The organism is Burkholderia sp. Bp9004 (assembly GCF_003858025.1).
Lineage (GTDB): Bacteria > Pseudomonadota > Gammaproteobacteria > Burkholderiales > Burkholderiaceae > Burkholderia > Burkholderia diffusa.
Window position 1 is genome coordinate 161,056 of the sequence record NZ_QTQD01000007.1, and the last position, 17,392, is coordinate 178,447.

Genomic DNA, 17,392 nt, shown 5'->3' on the forward strand with positions numbered 1-17,392 from the left:
GTTGCGTGTATGCGGGAAGCGCTACTTTTCCGATTATCGACGCGTCGGGAAAGCCGATTATATTGGCGCCGCCGCGGCGCTGCGAGCGCGCTACGACCGGTCGCGGTTGCGCGCGCGTGTCGCCCCCGTGATCACGGCGATGCCGAGCAGAATGACGGCCACGATCTCGATGATGTGCTGCGACACATGCAGCGTCGTCAATCCCCAGGCCACGCCGCCGATGAAAATGATCCATCCGGCCAGGTAGATAAGCAGGGTCATCGTTCTTCTCCTTGCGGTTCGAGTTCATCGCGCGGGCTGCTGTCGCGGGGCGGGCCGTCTTGTCCGGCGGCCGCATCGATGCTCGCAGTCCAGTGGATACCGTCGCGATGAGCAATGCACGTGCCCGCGCACGGCACGCGAATTGCTCCGGTGGCCGCTCGGCCGTTCGGCCGCTCGCACCGGTGGCGAGCGAAATCGATGCGTTGCCGCCGGCCCCGCGCGCGGCGGCACCGGCGGGCCGCCTTGTGCCGCAGCGGCGCGCTCGCCGTCAGGCCAGTACGGCGACGCCGTCGGCTGCCCGCACGCCGTGGCCGGCATCGAGCACGAACAACGGATTGATTTCGGCTTCGACGAGCCGCGCGCCGAGCTGGCGCGCCATCCGCGAGAACGCGACGAGCGCGTCGGCGAGCGCGTCGACGTCCGCCTTCGGACGGCCGCGATACCCGTCGAGCAACGGCCACGTGCGAAGCGCGCGGATCATGTCGAGCGCGTCGTCGCGCGACAGCGGCGCGTCATCCGGCAGCATCCGCAACACCGTGTCGTTGAATATCTCCGCGGTCACGCCGCCCATCCCGAGCAGGATCGCGATGCCGAGCGGGTCGCGATGCAGGCCGACGATCATCTCGACGCCGCCCGCAATCATTTCCTGCACGAGGAACGCGTCCGGCACGAACCCCGCGCCGGTCTCGACGTCGGCACGCATGCGTCCGAGCCGTTCGCCGATCGCATCGGCATGCACGCCGACCGCGACGCCGCCAATGTCGCTCTTGTGCGTGACGCGGTTCGACAGCAGTTTCAGCACCACGCGATCGCCGAGATGCCGTGCCGCCTGCTCGGCATCCGCTGCATTGCGCACGACGCGCTCGCGCACGGGCGTCACGCCGAAGCGTGCGAACAGCGCCTTCGCCTGCGCCTCGTCGAGCGGCCCGCGCGGCAGGTCCGGCACGTCGACGCCGGTTGCCGCGCCAACCGCATCGAGCGTGGGCGCGGCCGCCCGCGCGCGCCAGCGGCCGGCGTCCCGCATCGCGACCATCGCGCTCGCGACGCTCTCGGGCGACACGAACGCCGGCACGCCGAGCCGGTTCATCGCATGCGTGACGGCCGGCGCATGCGGGCTCACGAACGCGACCACCGGCTTGTCGGTGCCGGGCAACGCATCGCGCACGGCGCCGGCCATCAGCTCGGGCATGCCGATGCTCGACGAACCCGCGATCACGGCGACTGCGTCGTATGAAGGGCTGGCCGCGAGCGTCTCGATCGCGCGGCGCAGCAGCTCGGGCTGCAGGCCGGCGAGCGTCACGTCGATCGGATTGCGGTCGAGCACCGCGTGATCGCCGGACTGCAGCGCGCGTAGCGCGGCAGCCGTGTCCGCATCGGGCGCCGGCGTGTCGAAGCCGGCCAGCCCCAGGTTGTCGGCGACGAGCGTGCCCGCGCCGCCGGTCGACGTGAGAATCGCGACGCGCGTGCCGCGCAGCGTGCGGCCGGCCGCGAAGGCGTTCGGCATGTCGAGCAGATCGCCGAACGTCTGCGCGCGAATCACGCCCGCGTCGCGGAACAGCGCGTCGTACATCCGGTCCTCGCCGGCGAGCGCGCCGGTGTGCGAGACGGCCGAGCGCGCGCCGGACTCCGATCGTCCGATCTTGTACACGACGATCGGCTTGCCCGCACGCGCCGCGTGGCGCGCGGCCGCGCGAAATCGCGCGGGATCGCGCAGCCCTTCGAGGTACAGCGCGATCACGGAGGTTGCATCGTCGTCGATGAAGTAATCGATGAAGTCGCTCACGTCGAGATCGACTTCGTTGCTGGTCGACACGAGCTTCGACAGGCCGATGCCGCGATCGGCGGCGCGCGACAGCAGCGCACCCAGAATGCCGCCGCTCTGCGACACGACGCTCACGCCGCCGACGGCGAAGCCGTCGGTGTCCAGCGCGCCGCTCGCGGACAACGTGACGCGATCCGTGAGGTTGACGACGCCGATCGTGTTCGGCCCGAGCACCCGCATCGAGCCGGCCGCCTCTTTCAGTTGTGCCTGGCGGCGTGCGCCGGCTTCGCCGGTTTCGGCGTAGCCGCTCGCGAGCACGATCGCGGCGGCGGTCCCGCGTTTCGCAAGCGCTTCGACCGCGACGTGCGCGCGCTCGGCGCCGAGCAGCACGATGCCGACGTCGGGTGCGTGCGGCAGCGCTTCGACGTCCTCGTAGCAGCGCAGGCCGGCAATCGACGGATAGCGCGGATTGACCGGGTAGATGTCTCCCCCGAACCCGTGTTTTTGCAAGTAGGCGATGGGTCGGCCGGCGGTCTTCGCGGGATCGGCGGACGCGCCGATGACGGCGACGCGGGCCGGCCGCATCAATTTTTCGATGGCGTTCATCGGAGGCTCCTGTCGGCGCTCAGCGCACGTTGTCGAGGAATGCGCGCACGGCATCGCGGTGCTCGCGGCTCGTGTAGCAGATCGCTTGCGCCTGGCTGCCTTGCGACAGCACCTGCGCGGCCGACAGTTCGTAGCTCTGGTTCAGGATCGCCTTGCCGAGCGCGAGCGCGGTGGGCGAGCCCTGGATCAGCTCGCTCGCCCACGCGGTGGCGTCGGCGAGCAGCGTGTCGGGCGCGCTGATCCGGTCGGCGATGCCCAGCGCGTGCGCCTCGCGTGCGTCGACCTTGCGGCCGCTGAAAATCAGGTCCTTGGCGGCCGCGAGCCCGACCCGCCGCGGCAGGAAATACAGGCCGCCGCCGTCGGGAATCAGTCCGCGCTTGATGTAGCTCCACACGAACGTCGCCGCTTCCGAGGCGATCACGAAATCGCACGACAGCGCCATGTCGGCGCCGAGCCCGGCCGCGGCACCATTGACGGCCGCGATCGTCGGCTTCGGCATCGCATGCAGCAGCGTGACCGCATGGTGGACGCGCTGCTGGCGAGACCAGCCGTTGAACGCGACCTCGTCGGCCGGCGCGTCCATGCGCTGCGCCATGCCGGTGATGTCGCCGCCCGCGCAGAAGCCCTTGCCGCTGCCGGTGACGATGACGGCGCGAACTTCCGGTGCGCGGGCGAGCGAATCGAGCGCTTCGATGAGTTCGGTGCGCATCGCGTCGCTGACGGCGTTACGCTTGTCGGGGCGATTCAGGGTAAGGGTCGCGATGTTCGATTGAATCGTGACGTCGATGGTTTGCATGGTTTCTTCCTGCGTCGAAAACGAGCGGTGCGATGAACCGGCGGTGCGGGGCACATGGCCGATCCGGGTGCTGCAAGCGTAGCGCGGCGCCATGCGGCTGCCATCGGCCTGGTTTCACTGAATGAAACTGTCAGGTGATCCGTGGTTGTTTCATCCAGTGAAACAGCGCGGTTGCGGCTCGCCGCCAGCCGCCGATAATCGATTTCACCGCGACCGGATGAAAATACCGATTCGGTGTCGCGGGGCATTCAACAAGACTGGAGACAAGATGCAACACGCCATTGCAACGGAACCGCTCGAGCGAAGCGGCGCCGATCGGCCGGCACTCGACGCCGTATATGCGAAGGTCACGAAACGGCTGCTGCCGTTCCTGTTCGTCTGCTACGTATTTGCGTATATCGATCGCGCCAACATCGGCTTCGCCCATCTGCAATTCTCGCGGGACATCGGGCTGACCGAAGCGGCGTTCGGCTTCGGCGTCGGCCTGTTCTACGTCGGTTACATGCTGTTCGAGGTGCCGAGCAACCTGTGGCTTGCGCGGGTCGGCGTGCGCAAGACGCTGATGCGGATCATGGCGCTGTGGGGGCTTGTATCGGCGGGGACCGCGTTCGTGCAGACGCCCACGCAGTTCTACATCGCGCGCGTGCTGCTCGGCGTCGCGGAGGCCGGCTTCTTCCCGGGCATCATCCTGTATTTCACGTACTGGTTCCCGTCGGCGCGCCGCGCACGCGTCACCGCGCTGTTCATGACGGCGATCTGCGTATCGGGCATCGTCAGCGGCCCGGTGTCCGGTTTCATCCTGAACAACCTGTCGGGCGCGCTTCACCTGAAGGGCTGGCAGTGGCTCTTCGTGATCGAGGGGTTGCCGTCGGTCGTGGCCGGCTTGTTCGCGTACCTGTATTTGACCGATCGTCCCGAGCAGGCGACATGGCTGAGCGCGGACGAGAAGGCACTGCTGCTGCGCGAACTCGAACACGACGCGGCGCTGAAGGCATCGCAAGCGCACGGCTCGATCTGGGATGCACTGAAGGAGCCGAAATTCTATTTCCTGACGTTCGCGTATTTCAGCGTGCCGTGGGCGAGCATCGTCGTGCACGTGTGGGCGCCGAGCGTGATTCGCAAGAGCGGCATCACGAACTTCTGGTACATCGGGCTGCTGTCGGCGATCCCCTACGTGTTCGGCGCGGTCGCGATGTATCTGCTCGGCCGGCATTCCGACCGCAAGCTCGAACGGCGCTGGCATTTCATGGGCAGTGCCGTCATGGCGGCGCTCGGCGTCGCGCTGCTGCCGGCCGCGGCCGCGCAGCCGGCTGCGCTCATCGTGCTGCTCTGCATCGCGACGGCCGGCTATCTCGGGATGCTGTCGCTGTTCTGGACGATTCCGCCCGCGTATCTGTCGAGCACCGTGGCCGCGAGCGGGATTGGCCTGATCAGCAGTCTGGGCCAGTTCGGCGGCATTGCGGCACCGTCTGTGATCGGCTACACGTCGACCCAATTCGGCAGCAGCGCGATCGGCCTCTACACGGTCGCGATCGTGTCGGTGCTCGGCGGGCTCGCCGTCGTGCTCGGCATCCCGGCTCGCGCGATTCGCGAACGCTGATGCAGGGGGAGCCGATCGTCGCGTCAGCTGTCGAGGCGCAGCGTCGCGGCGACGATGTCGTCGCGCAATGCCAGCAATGCCGCCGACAGGCGGGCGGCGACGGCTGAAGGGGCATCGAGCGTACGCACGCTGAAGTTGAGCGCGAGCGTGCGGTGGCCCGCAATCTCGAGCGGCGTCGCGAGTGCGACGACTTCCGGCTGCCAGCTCGCGACGCAGAATCCTTGCGCGCGCACCGCTGCGACGGCGTCGTCGATCTCGGCACGGATGCGCGGCCACGATGCGCGATGCGGTTCGAGTTCGGCGAGTTGACGCGCGTAATCGGCGCCCGGCAGCGACGCAAGAAACGCGCGGCCGAGCGACGTCAGCGCCATCGGCACGCGCTGGCCGCTGACGACGGTGCGAAGCGACGCACGCGGGCTGTAGCGGATCGATTCGAGGTAGACCATGTCGTCGCGGTCGGGGCCGGCGATGCCGACGTTGATGTGCAGCGCCTGGGCCGTCTCGCGCAGCCGCGGCGCGGCCGCCTGCAGCACCGTCGAACCGCTCCTGAGCGCATGCGCGAGGCCGAGCACCGGCAATCCGAGCCGGTAGCCGCGATGCACGGGATCGTGTTCGAGATAGCCGGCTTCGACGAGCGTGCGGGCGAGCCGGGTGATGGTGGCCTTCGGCAGGCCCGTGAGTTCGACGAGGTCGCCGTTGCCGAGCAGCGTCGCGCCGGAGCCGAACGCGCGCAGCACGTCGAGCCCGCGTTCGAGCGAGCGGTTCGAGACCGTCGACGACGGGCCGCGTTCGGTTGCGTCTGACGAGTGCGACGGGCGGGATTCACGCATGGTGCAGTGGCTCGCGAGGGTGGGGAGATGGGACAGCGTCGAATGCGTCGCCGCGCCGGCCGCGCACACATGGCCGGCACGCGGGGTTCACGAGTCCGATGCGAGCCATACGACCTGATCGCTCCAGGTCTGCTCGCGCGTAAAGCGGAACAGCGTGTCCTTGAGCATGCGGATCCATGCGTCGACCAGACGCGACGGGCGGTTTTCGCGCAACGTGGTGATCGATACGGTCGAGCGGATTGCGGGCCGTTCAATCGCAATGGCTTTCAGCTCGCCGCGCGCCAGTTCTTCCTGGATCGCAACGTAGGTAAGCAGCGAATAGCCGACGCCCGCGCGCACGAGCTGCTTGGTCAGCGCCACGCTGTCTATTTCGAACGCGACGCGCAGCCGCACGCCGTGCTGAACGGCGGCCTGGTCGATCAGTCGGCGGTTGCTGTGCGGCAGGCCGGGCAGGATCAGCGGCATGCTCGCGAGATCGCGAATGCTCAGCGCCTTTCGCACGGGTGCCGCGTCCGGCGGCGCGACGACGATCAACGGTTCGCTGAAAAGGGGAACGACATCGAACGCATCGAGGGGCGGCTGGTTGTAGACGACGGCGAGATCGACGCGCCGATCGAGCACCCATTCCTGCAGCGAATTGCTGAGCCCCTCACGAACGTGCAGCGACACGCCGGGCCAGCGTGCATGAAAGTCGCGCACGAGATCGGTGCCGATCAGCCGGCCGATCGTCGGCGGCAGGCCGACCGCGAGATAGCCGCGTTCGGTGTCGGCGCTGGCACGCACCTGATCGGCCGTTTCGCTGACCATTCGTGTGATCATCTCCGCATGCTCGAGGAGCCGCGAACCCGCGGCCGTCAAGCGAACGCCGCGTCCGTAGCGGGTGAACAGCGCAACGCCGATTTCTTCCTCGAGCTTCGCGATCTGGCGGCTCAACGCGGGTTGCGCGATATACAGCTCCGCCGCCGCGCGGCTGAAGCTGCCGGCGCGTGCGACGTGAATGAAACTGCGCAGTTCTCGAATGTCCATTTCGGTGTTGAGCTATGCCGACGTGGCATAGAAATACATGTTCATAAGGTCTTTGTCAAAGAAGACGCCAGATTCTATGCTGCGGTTAGATAGCAATTCAACCCAATAACGATTCCGGAGACGCCATGCATCCTCTTCCTCCCGCCCATCCCATTCCTCATTCGCGGTCGCGTCGCAGCGCGCCGCCGCGTCGTCGCTGAGCGTTTCGGCGTTCGATCGAAGCGCCATCCGAACCGAAATATGAAGGAATACTGATGAAGAGCCTGAAAAAACTGCACGTCCAGGTGCTGATCGGCCTGGCCTGCGCGATCGTGCTGGGCCTGCTCGCGCCGAAGACCGCCATCGCGATGAAACCGTTCGGACAGGGGTTCATCGCGCTCCTGAAGATGATGCTGGCGCCAATCATTTTCTGCACGCTCGTCCAGGGCATGGCGCACGTCAAGGATCTCAGGATGCTGGGCCGGATGGGCGTGAAATCGCTCGTCTACTTCGAGGTGGTCAGCACGATCGCGATGGTGCTTGGCTTCGCGATGGTCAACCTGTTTCCGCCGGGCACGGGCCTGCACGCCGCCAACATCGCCGAGAGTGCCGAAGCGCTGAAGACGACGTCGAATGCCGGCGAGATCTCCGCGGTTGCGTATCTGCTCAGCCTCATTCCGCATACGCTCGTCGATGCGTTCGCGAAAGGCGACATCGTGCAGGTCCTGATCATCTCGATCCTGGCCGGGCTCGCGCTGAACGTATCGGTCGGCGCCGATTCGGTGGTGCTGCGCGGCATCGACGAAGCGCAGAAAGTGCTGTTCCGGATGCTCGCGTTCATCATGCGCCTCGCGCCGCTCGGCGCGTTCGGCGCGATGGCGGCCGCCGTTGGCAGCTATGGCGGCGTGACGCTGCTGTACCTGTTCAAGGTCATCGTTCTGTACTACGCGACCTCCGCGATCTTCGTGTTCGGCGTGCTCGGCGCGATCAGCTGGTCGATCGGCCTGCCGTTCGCCGCGATCATGCGCCTGATTCGCGACGAGCTTCTGCTGACGCTCGGTACCGCGTCCAGCGAAGTGGTGTTTCCGCGCCTCGTCGAGAAGATGAAGCGCGCCGGCTGCGACGAAGTCGTGGTCGGGTTCGTGCTGCCGGCCGGCTACAGCTTCAATCTGGACGGCACCGCCATCTACATGGCGATCGCGATCGGCTTCATCGCCCAGGCGACCGACACGCCGTTCTCGCTCTGGCAGCAGCTTGGCCTGCTCGCGATCCTGAGCCTGACGTCCAAGGGCGGCACGACCGTCGCCGGCGGCGCGTTCGTCAAGCTGGCGGCCACGCTGCAGTCGGTGCGTTCGTTGCCGCTCGCCGGGCTCGGCCTGCTGTTCGGCATCGACCGGATCATGGCGACCGCGACCGCACTCGTGAACGTGGTCGGCAACACGATGGCGGTGTTCGCGATTGCCCGTTGGGAAGGGCTGTTCGATTCCGCCGCGTTCAACCGCGAAACCGGCCGCACGGCGCGACGCTCGATGCTGCGCGCGCGCGTCGCGCCTGCAGATGCACGAGCCGAACGGTCCGGCGCGCCCGCCGAAGCCAACTGAATTCTGTCGAGGTGATTTCATTCATGGAACGTATTGCCACGCTCGCCCCCGAGCACATGTCCGACGCGCAGCGCCAGGTGTACGACGCGATCGCCAGCGGGCCCCGCAAAGGCGTGCGCGGCCCGCTGGCCGTCTGGCTGCATCGCCCGAAGCTTGCAGGCTGCGCGCAGGCGCTCGGCCAGTACTGTCGCTATGACAGCAGCGTGCCGCCCCGGCTCTCCGAGCTGGTCATCCTGTCGATGGGGCGCCATTGGCTCGCCGAGTACGAATGGGCTGCGCACAAGCCGTTCGCGCTCGAGGCAGGCCTGACGATCGACGTGATCGACGCGATCCGCGACGGCGTCGAACCGCCGTTCGTCCGGCACGACGAGAAGCTCGTCCACGCCTTCGTCACGCAATTGCACGAACGCCACGAGATCGACGATGCGTTGTATGCGGCGCTCGTCGACACGCTCGGCGAAGGCGCGGTCGTCGATCTCGTCGGCATCGCCGGCTACTACACGCTGATCTCGATGACGATCAAGGTCTTCAACGTGCCGCCGCCAGCCGGCGTCGCCCCCGAACTCCCTGCAACACACGGTTGAACACACCCATCATGAACGACACATCCATCAACGAGGCAGGCACCGGCCGCCTGCAAGGCAAGGTAGCGATCGTCACCGGCGCGGGCTGCGTCGGTCCCGGCTGGGGCAACGGCCGCGCCGTGGCCGCGCTGTTTGCCGCCGCGGGCGCGAAGATCTTCGCGGTCGACATCAACATGGACGCGATGGCCGAAACGGTCCGCCGCGTCACCGAGCTCGGCGGGGAGATTACTGCGCACACGTGCGACGTCACGAACAGCGCCGCCGTCGCGGCCATGGTCGACGCGTGCCGCGAAACCTACGGGCGCGTGGACATTCTCGTGAACAACGTCGGCGGCTCGGCCGCGGGCGGCCCGGTCGCGTTGTCCGAGGAAGCGTGGGACAAGCAGGTCGCGTTCAATCTGAAGAGCGTCTACCTGACCTGCAAGCACGTGCTGCCGGTCATGGAGCAACAGGGCGCCGGCGCGATCGTCAACACGGCGTCGACCTCGGGCATCCGCTGGACCGGCTCCGCGCAGGTTGCCTACGCCGCCTGCAAGGCCGGCGTGATCCAGCTGTCGAAGGTGGTGGCCGTCGAATACGCGAAGAAGGGCATTCGCGTCAACACGGTCGTGCCCGGCCAACTGCATACGCCGATGGTCGAGGCGCGTCTCGCCGGTCAACGCTCCGGCGGCGATGTCGACAAGCTGCTCGAAAGCCGGCTCGCGCGCATTCCGCTCGGCTTCATGGGCGACGGTCGCGACACGGCGAACGCCGCGCTGTTCCTGGCCTCCGACGAAGCCCGCTTCATCACCGGGACGGAGATCGTCGTGGACGGCGGCATGACCGCACGGTGCGACTGATGGTGCACGCTCGGCAGGATGGCCCGGTGGCGCCTGTGTGGGATTGCCACACGCACATCTACGGGCCGTGGGAACGGTTTCCGGTGCCGGCCGACGCCGCGTACGTGCCCGAGGCGGCGCCGATGTCGCACTTGCTCGCGCTGCACGAACGGCTCGGCGTCACGCATGGCGTGATCGTCCAGGCCGCGTGCTATCGGCACGATCACGCCGCATTGCTTGCCGCGATCGCCGCGACCGGCGGCGCCTATCGCGGCGTCGCGCTCGTCGACGACACGATGGACGACGGCACGTTGCGCGAGCTTCACGAAGGCGGCGTGCGCGGCATCCGGTTCAACTTCATGGGGCACCTGCCCGGCGAGCGTGACACGGACAAGCTGCTGCGCACCGCGGAGCGCGTTGCAGCGCTCGGCTGGCACGTGCTTCTGCACGGCCGGCTCGCCGAACTGCTGCCCGTGCTCGACACGTGGGCCGGGGTCGACATTCCGATGGTGATCGACCACATGGCGCGCCCGTCGTTGCAAGCGCCGTGGACCGACGACGAACGCGGCGCATTGATCGCGCATCTCGGCAATCCGTATCGCTGGATCAAGCTGTCCGGCGTGGATCGATTCGCGGGCGGCGACGCGCATGCGTGGCCGGATGCGCGGCCGCTCGCGCGCCGGCTGCTCGATGCCGCGCCCGACCGGTCGATCTGGGGATCGGACTGGCCGCATCCGAACATCGAAGGCGCGGCCCCGGACGACTCCGCACTGCTCGCGTTCGTTCGCGCCTTGTGCGGCGACGCCGCGCTTGCGGATGCCGTGCTGGCCGGCAATCCGCGGCGGCTCTACGGCTGAGCCGAAGCAGTTCGCGAATCGCCGCTCGGCGGAAAAACAGAAAACACGTTCGACTCGCAGTGAACCTCGAGGAGGAGACATGAAGGAAAAATCGAACTGGCGCGCCTGGGCGGCCGCCACGGCGTGCATGACGTTCGGCGCGACATCGCCAGGCGCGCATGCGGAGAACATTCACGTATTGGCGACCGGCGCGCTGCATGGTGCGTTCGAACACCTGGTACCCATGTTCGAGCGTTCGTCGGGGCATCGTCTCGACATTGGATGGGGGCCATCGTATGGCACCTCGAGCGAAGCATTGCCGATGCGCCTGCGCAACGGCGAGAAGGTCGACATCTGCTTCATGATCAAGCCGGCGCTTCAGCAGGAAGTCGACGCCGGTCGATTCGACCGGGCCACGCTGTCGGACATCGCCGCGAGCGGAATCGGCGTCGCGGTGCGCAAGGGTATCGCCGTGCCCGACGTCAGTACGGACGACGCGCTGCGCCGCGCGTTGCTCTCGGCCAAATCGGTTGCTTTCTCCGAAGGGGCGAGCGGCACCTACATCGTCGGCACGCTGTTCAAGCGGCTCGGCATCGCCGAGCAGATGAAATCGAAGAGCGTGCTGATTCGCGGCAAGGAACTGGTCGGCACCGCACTCGCGCGCGGCGACGCCGAGCTGGGGCTGCAGCAGATCAGCGAACTGAAGGTGACGCCGGGCATCGACTTCGCGGGGGCGCTGCCTGCCGACGTGCAGAAGACCAGCGTGATCTCGTCGGCGATCGCCGTGAACGCGCAGGCCGCCGACGCATCGCGCGCGTTCGCGGCGTTCCTGAAGACGGCACCCGCCCGGGCCGTTCTGCAAGAAACCGGCCTCGATCCGCTTTGATCGCGACGGTTCGTATCGATTCACGAGGAGACAATGAAAGCAAACCAGATACTGACGCGGCTCGCGCTCGCCGCCGCACTGGCGACGTCGGTTGCCGCCTGCACCACGCCCGCCGCCGACGCGAACGCGGTTCAACGCACGCTCGTGTCGAAGGGCGACGTCCGGATCGAAACGCTCGCGCAAGGGCATGGCCCGGTGGTCGTGATCCTGCCGTCGCTCGCGCGCGGCGCGGAAGATTACGACGAGGTCGCGCGCATGCTCGCGCACGACGGATTCCGCGTATTGCGTCCCCAACCGCGAGGTATCGGCCGCAGCACGGGGCCGATGCGCGACCTCGACTTGCATGCATTCGCATCCGACGTCGCGCTCGTGCTCGATCACGAGCACACCGGGCCGGTCGTCGTCGTCGGGCATGCGTGGGGCAGCCAGCCCGCGCGCATGCTCGCGGTCGACCGCCCCGACCTCGTGCGCGGGCTCGTGATGGCCGCGGCCTCCGCGGGCAAGTTGCCGCCGGGATCGACAGAGAAGCCCTATGGACGCCTGCGCGAAGCGATCGACGGCGCCGGCGATCCCCGGGTGCCGGAACCGCAGCGGCTGACCTACCTGCGGCAGGCATTCTTCGCACCGGGACACGACCCGAGTGCGTGGCTGACCGGCTGGTATCCCGCGGTACACGCGGCACAGGCCCATGCACGCAACGTCACCCCGATCGATGCGTATTTCGGCGGCGGAACGGTGCCGATGCTCGATCTGCAGGCACAGTACGACGCCGTCGTCGTGCCTAACGTGTTCAAGCCGTGGCTGGGTGAGCGCGTGACCGTGCAGGTCGTCGCGGACGCCGGGCACGCGATGGCGCCCGAGCAGCCGCGCGCGATGAGCGATGCGATCGCGGGCTTTGCGCGCAAGGTCTACGGCACGCGCTGAGCTGTATTCGCACGGACAGCAAGGGGCGAATGCGTTCGTCAATCAACGAGGAGATTCAAATCATGAAGGTATCGAAGCGCGGCATCGTCGCCGCATGCGTGTTGTGGTGGGCGGCGTCCGCCTTTGCATCGTCCGGCGTGGCTGCGGTCGATCGGGAGATCGTCCGGCATGGCGACGTACAGATCGAGGTGATGCGCCAGGGGCAAGGCCCGCTGATCGTGATCCTGCCGTCGCTCGGGCGCTCGGGTCGGGATTACGACGTGGTTGCCGCGCGGCTCGTGGCGGACGGCTTTCGCGTGCTGCGTCCGGAGCCGCGCGGCATCGGACAGAGCAAGGGGCCGATGGAAAACCTGTCGGTCCACGATTTCGCGGCGGACGTAGCGACCGTGATCGAGAACGAGCATCGCGGGCCGGCGATCGTCGTCGGCCATGCATGGGGGAACTTCCCGGCGCGCATGCTGGCCGTCGATCGGCCCGATCTCGTTCGCGGGGTCGTGCTCGCGGCCGCGTCCGCGGGCAAGGTGCCGCCCGGTTCGACGGAAAAGCCGATCAGCGCGGAGATTCGGCAGGCGATCGACGGCGCCGGGGACCTCTCGCTGCCGGAAGCCAAGCGGATCGAATACCTGAAGAAGGCATTCTTCGCACCAGGCAACGATCCGCGGGTCTGGCTCGACGGTTGGCATGTCGCCACGCACGACGCCGAATCGCATGCGCGCGAGACGACGCCGGTCGATGCGTATTTCGCGGCCGGCACCGCGCCGATTCTCGACCTGCAGGCCGAGCACGACGCCGTTGCGCCGCGCCGGTTCTCCAACGTGTTGAAGTCGATGCTCGGCGATCGCGTGACGATCGTGAGGATTCCGGATGCCGGCCACGCGCTTGCACCCGAACAGCCGGACGCAATGGCTGACGCCATCGCAGCCTTTGCGCGGAAGATCAACGCCGCGCAGTGATGATCATGCATGGCGGCTCCGTCGAGCCGCCGTGCATGATCGAGGGGAGTGCGCTGTCCTCCCCCGCAAGCTTTCCACCTGACGTGTGCGGACCTGTCCGTATGCGCATCCCGATACGACTTCGCGTGTCATGTCACGCTCTCCACCCTCCTCAATTTCGATTGTTGCCGCGACAGGGGCGAGAAAATTGGTGCGTCGTGTCGTCACGTTGCGCGATGCCGGACCTTGGGCGGCACTGCGGAGAACCGTCAGGTATCCATATCGAATGTCGTGTGTCGCCATTGATCTCATGTGTCGAACGCGCAAGCGACGGCGATGTGCGAATGACGCCGATTAATTTACGCAACTACATAATAGTCAACGCCCTTGTTTCAAGGAATGAAACTGCGCCATTGAGAGAAATAAGGGATCGTTTATCGTTCTGACTCGAGCTGCGGTTGTCAGCAAATACAGTTCGAGTTCGACGTGAGTATCGTCCGCAGACTATAGATATGCTGCGCGCCGGCATCTCGGTGGATTGCGGTGCGGAGCGCACGTTCCGGAAACCGATGTCGCACCATGAACGGGCACGCGGTCGGCGAGCAGGGGCGAGCGACGTTTCGGCGGAGTTCGATGCCTGCGCCGGCAACTGCGCGACACCGGCCTGATCGCATGGTGATCGGATTCGATGGGGCGCAGATGGCATGTCCCTTGCGCTCGCAGATGCAGTGACATGGCCGATCAGGATCGGCGCACGGACCTCAAAGGTCTGCTGGCGACATCAGATCAATAAGTACAACGATACGAATTTCTGGGGATGGTCGATGAGAAGTCGAAGGATCGAGTTAATCGGAATGCTGATGATTTCAGGAGCTGCCGCCGCACAATCCAGTGCGACACTCTTCGGCGTGGCAGACGCGTCGGTCAGGCGCATTGGCAACGGGGCGGATGCCGCCTATTCGATCGGAAGCGGGGGACTTGCCGCGAGCCGGCTCGGCTTTCGGGCGGACGAGGATATCGGAGGAGGAACGAAGGTGCGCGCCTGGCTGGAGGGCACGGTGAACTTTAATGACGGCACGGGCAATCCGTCCCGCTACTGGAACCGGCGTTCGACGTTGAGCGTGATCGACCGCTACGGCGAACTGCGGATGGGCCACGATCTGACGCCGAGCTATACGTCGTTTGGGGAGTTCGACACGTTTGGCGTCAGCGGTCTGGCCGACCAGGGGAAATTCTATTCGACGGCATTCGGCAGTGGCATCGAGGCGACCGGGCTTTGGGCTCGTGCCGACAACATGATCGCGTATTACACGCCGCCCCGTCTCGGCGGATTTTACGCGCAGGCTGCCTATGCGCTGGGTGGAGGCGAGCGGGCGAAGCGGTATGCAGGCGGCCGCGTCGGCTATGCGAACGACACCGTCAACGTCACGGCGGCATTCGGCGTATTCGACGGTCTGCAGGGGCCGCTCAAGCGCATCGGCTTTGCGGTCAGCTATGACCTCAAGTACCTGACATTACTGGGGTCGGCGGTGCGCAACCAGTATCTGGAAGCGTCTCGGCTGATAGCGCAAGCCGGGGTGATCGTACCCGTCAATCCGTTTCTTTCCTTTCGCGCCAACTTCACGCGTGTGAGTGAATCCGGTGCATTGGGCAAGACCTCGATCGATGCAAATCACGCCACCCAGGTCGCTGTGGGCTACACGTACGCGCTTTCCAAGAGGACGAGCACGTATGGAACGGTCGTGCGACTGAGCAACAAGGGCGGCGATGCATTCGGCTTCGGCACGCAGCCGGTCGGGCGCCTGCTCGTCGGTGCGGAGCTCGGCGTCAGCCATCGCTTCTGAAGTACGGCGATCGATTGTCAAGGCGGCGCATATCGTGCCGGAGCGACTGGCAGGTTGCAGTCCACTTCGGCGAATTTCTCCTTCAGTACCTTTCGGAAAAGGATGAAATCCAGGTGATTCGATCAAGATCCATCTCTGGTGTAGTCGGCGTACTGTTGCTCTCCATTCTGGCAGTGTCCGGGTGCGGAACCTCGCACCCGGAATCCTCGAAGCAGGTCAAACTCGCCGGCGGTGCAATTCCGCTGATCCACGCCGACGGATTGCTGTTCCGCGATCTGGACCGCAGCGGCGTGCTGGAGCCGTACAAGGATTGGCGCCGGCCCGCGGCGGTGCGGGCTGCCGATCTCGTTTCAAGAATGACGCTCGAGGAAAAGGCCGGCGCGATGATGCACGCGAATCCACCGGCAAAAGAGGCGGCGGGCGTGCCGGGAGCCGGCTCGGTATGGGACATGGCTGCCGTCGGCCGCCTCGTGCTCGACCGGCACGTGACATTCTTTCTGAACCGGCTCAAAGCCGACCCGGCGAGCCTGGCGAATCAGCAAAACGCGCTGCAGGCGATTGCAGAGCAGGGGCGCCTCGGGATTCCCGTCACGATCAGCAGCGATCCGCGCAGCCAGTTCTCGTATGCACAGGGTGTAAGCGTCGACGCCGGCGCCTTCACGAAATGGCCGGATCCCGTTGGCATGGCGGCGACGGGCGATCCGGAACTGGTCCGTCGGTTCGCCGACAGCGTGCGCCGGGAATACCTGGCAGTCGGCATCCGGATGGCGTTGTCGCCGCAAGCCGATCTGGCCGTCAATCCACGCTGGCATCGCAGCAGCGGAACATTCGGCAGCGATCCGGCGGCGTCCGCTCGATTCGTTCGCGCCTATGTCGCCGGCATGCAGGACGGCGAATCCGGGATTCACCGGAGCAGCGTCGTGTCGGTCATCAAGCACTGGGTCGGCTATGGCGCGACGATGAACGACGGGGCGGACGCACATAACTACTACGGACGCCTGCTCGATATCGACGGGGTGAACATCGAGCGGCACATTATGCCGTTTACCGGCGCATTTGCCGCGCGGGTCGGCGCGGTGATGCCGTCGTACGGCATGCCTGCGGCGCCATTTCGCGTGCGCGGCAGCGCCGAACCGGTCGAACCGGTTGGCATGGGATTCAACCGAGCCATGCTGACCGATGTATTGCGTGGCCGCATGGGGTTCGACGGCGTCGTACTGTCCGACTGGCAGATCACTGACGACTGCACGCGGGTATGCCGGAACGGCGCGAATCCCGGCGAGAAGCCACAGTTCTCCGACATCGCGATGCCGTGGGGTGTCGAAGCACTCGACAAGGCCGGGCGCTACCTGAAGTCGATCGACGCAGGGGTCGACCAGTTCGGCGGCACGAGCGACCCGGAGATCGTCGTAGGTCTCGTCAGGAGCGGAAGACTCGACGTGTCGCGGGTCGATGCAGCGGTGCGGCGAATCATGACGCAGAAGTTCGAGCAGGGGCTCTTCGAGGATCCGTACGTCGATGCCGGCCGTGCCTCGTCGATCGTGGGAAATGCCGAATTCAGGGGGATCGCACTCGATGCGCAGCATCGCTCGCAGGTACTGCTGAAGAACGGCCGACATCTGCTGCCGGTGAGCCGGAGGATGACGAAGGTATTCGTGTACGGATTCGACGCGGAGGCAATGCGACGGCGCGGGTTCACGGTCGTGCAGCGTCCCGAGGAAGCGGATTTTGCCGTCGTCGGTATGGCGACGCCGTTCGAGATGCTGCATCCGAACTTTTTCTTCGGTGCACGGTACCGCGAAGGCAGCACGCGTTTCAGGGCGGACGATCCGGCGTTCGCCGTGCTTGAGAAAGCCGCCGCCGTCGTGCCGACCATCGCGTCGATATACATGGAGCGCCCGATCGACCTGTCCGGTATCGCGAACCGCGCGACAGCGATCGTCGCCAATTTCGGTGCGGCGCCCGACGCGATCGTCGATGTCCTGACCGGCGAGTCCGGTCCTGTCGCTCGCCTGCCGTACGACCTGGTATGGACCGATCGCCTTCACGAGCAAACGAACGAGCCGGTGTCGTATCGAATGGGTGAAGGTCTTAAGTACTAACCAAT

15 protein-coding genes are annotated in these 17,392 nt (G+C 66.3%); 10 read left to right on the plus strand and 5 right to left on the minus strand.

Annotated features, from left to right (window positions below):
* Nucleotides 1-90 precede the first annotated feature (90 nt).
* The 3 genes from DIE08_RS35625 to DIE08_RS10980 form a co-directional block, all read right to left on the minus strand.
* Complete coding sequence (locus DIE08_RS35625) at nucleotides 91-261, minus strand: hypothetical protein (protein ID WP_185633809.1); 171 nt, start codon at nucleotides 259-261, stop codon at nucleotides 91-93.
* Between the two features lie 268 nt (nucleotides 262-529).
* A complete protein-coding gene (locus tag DIE08_RS10975; RefSeq protein WP_124901896.1) occupies nucleotides 530-2,629 on the minus strand; it encodes an acetate--CoA ligase family protein in 2,100 nt (699 codons plus the stop codon).
* 19 nt (nucleotides 2,630-2,648) lie between these two features.
* Complete coding sequence (locus DIE08_RS10980) at nucleotides 2,649-3,425, minus strand: enoyl-CoA hydratase/isomerase family protein (protein WP_124627493.1); 777 nt, start codon at nucleotides 3,423-3,425, stop codon at nucleotides 2,649-2,651.
* A 268-nt stretch (nucleotides 3,426-3,693) separates the two neighbouring features.
* On the opposite strand from DIE08_RS10980, the gene DIE08_RS10985 reads away from it, so the two are divergent.
* Nucleotides 3,694-5,025 carry an MFS transporter gene (locus DIE08_RS10985; protein ID WP_124901897.1) on the plus strand — a complete coding sequence of 444 codons (1,332 nt, stop codon included), beginning with the start codon at nucleotides 3,694-3,696 and terminating at the stop codon, nucleotides 5,023-5,025.
* A 23-nt stretch (nucleotides 5,026-5,048) separates the two neighbouring features.
* On the opposite strand, the gene DIE08_RS10990 is transcribed toward DIE08_RS10985, so the two are convergent.
* Nucleotides 5,049-5,855 carry an IclR family transcriptional regulator gene (locus tag DIE08_RS10990; protein WP_124901898.1) on the minus strand — a complete coding sequence of 269 codons (807 nt, stop codon included), beginning with the start codon at nucleotides 5,853-5,855 and terminating at the stop codon, nucleotides 5,049-5,051.
* An 87-nt stretch (nucleotides 5,856-5,942) separates the two neighbouring features.
* The gene (locus tag DIE08_RS10995; protein ID WP_124901899.1) at nucleotides 5,943-6,881 is read right to left on the minus strand and encodes a LysR family transcriptional regulator; all 939 of its coding nucleotides are present in this window, start codon (nucleotides 6,879-6,881) and stop codon (nucleotides 5,943-5,945) included.
* A 254-nt stretch (nucleotides 6,882-7,135) separates the two neighbouring features.
* On the opposite strand from DIE08_RS10995, the gene DIE08_RS11000 reads away from it, so the two are divergent.
* The 9 genes from DIE08_RS11000 to DIE08_RS11040 all read left to right on the plus strand — a co-directional run bounded on the left by DIE08_RS11000 (nucleotide 7,136) and on the right by DIE08_RS11040 (nucleotide 17,387).
* The gene (locus tag DIE08_RS11000; protein ID WP_124901900.1) at nucleotides 7,136-8,461 is read left to right on the plus strand and encodes a cation:dicarboxylate symporter family transporter; all 1,326 of its coding nucleotides are present in this window, start codon (nucleotides 7,136-7,138) and stop codon (nucleotides 8,459-8,461) included.
* Nucleotides 8,462-8,484: 23 nt separating this feature from the next.
* On the plus strand, nucleotides 8,485-9,045 hold the full coding sequence (locus DIE08_RS11005; protein ID WP_124901901.1) for a carboxymuconolactone decarboxylase family protein: 561 nt from the start codon (nucleotides 8,485-8,487) through the stop codon (nucleotides 9,043-9,045).
* Nucleotides 9,046-9,056: 11 nt separating this feature from the next.
* Nucleotides 9,057-9,884, plus strand: a complete 828-nt coding sequence (locus DIE08_RS11010) for an SDR family NAD(P)-dependent oxidoreductase (RefSeq protein WP_124901902.1) — start codon at nucleotides 9,057-9,059, stop codon at nucleotides 9,882-9,884.
* Nucleotides 9,884-10,720, plus strand: coding sequence for an amidohydrolase (locus tag DIE08_RS11015; protein ID WP_124901903.1), 837 nt, complete (start codon nucleotides 9,884-9,886; stop codon nucleotides 10,718-10,720). The genes DIE08_RS11010 and DIE08_RS11015 overlap by 1 nt, the downstream gene beginning before the upstream one ends.
* A gap of 79 nt (nucleotides 10,721-10,799) precedes the next feature.
* Complete coding sequence (locus DIE08_RS11020; protein ID WP_124901904.1) at nucleotides 10,800-11,585, plus strand: substrate-binding domain-containing protein; 786 nt, start codon at nucleotides 10,800-10,802, stop codon at nucleotides 11,583-11,585.
* Between the two features lie 33 nt (nucleotides 11,586-11,618).
* The gene (locus tag DIE08_RS11025; protein WP_124901905.1) at nucleotides 11,619-12,509 is read left to right on the plus strand and encodes an alpha/beta fold hydrolase; all 891 of its coding nucleotides are present in this window, start codon (nucleotides 11,619-11,621) and stop codon (nucleotides 12,507-12,509) included.
* 62 nt (nucleotides 12,510-12,571) lie between these two features.
* The gene (locus DIE08_RS11030; RefSeq protein ID WP_124901906.1) at nucleotides 12,572-13,462 is read left to right on the plus strand and encodes an alpha/beta fold hydrolase; all 891 of its coding nucleotides are present in this window, start codon (nucleotides 12,572-12,574) and stop codon (nucleotides 13,460-13,462) included.
* Nucleotides 13,463-14,145: 683 nt separating this feature from the next.
* Nucleotides 14,146-15,285, plus strand: a complete 1,140-nt coding sequence (locus DIE08_RS11035; RefSeq protein WP_124901907.1) for a porin — start codon at nucleotides 14,146-14,148, stop codon at nucleotides 15,283-15,285.
* Nucleotides 15,286-15,440: 155 nt separating this feature from the next.
* Complete coding sequence (locus DIE08_RS11040; RefSeq protein ID WP_124901908.1) at nucleotides 15,441-17,387, plus strand: glycoside hydrolase family 3 protein; 1,947 nt, start codon at nucleotides 15,441-15,443, stop codon at nucleotides 17,385-17,387.
* Nucleotides 17,388-17,392 lie beyond the last annotated feature (5 nt).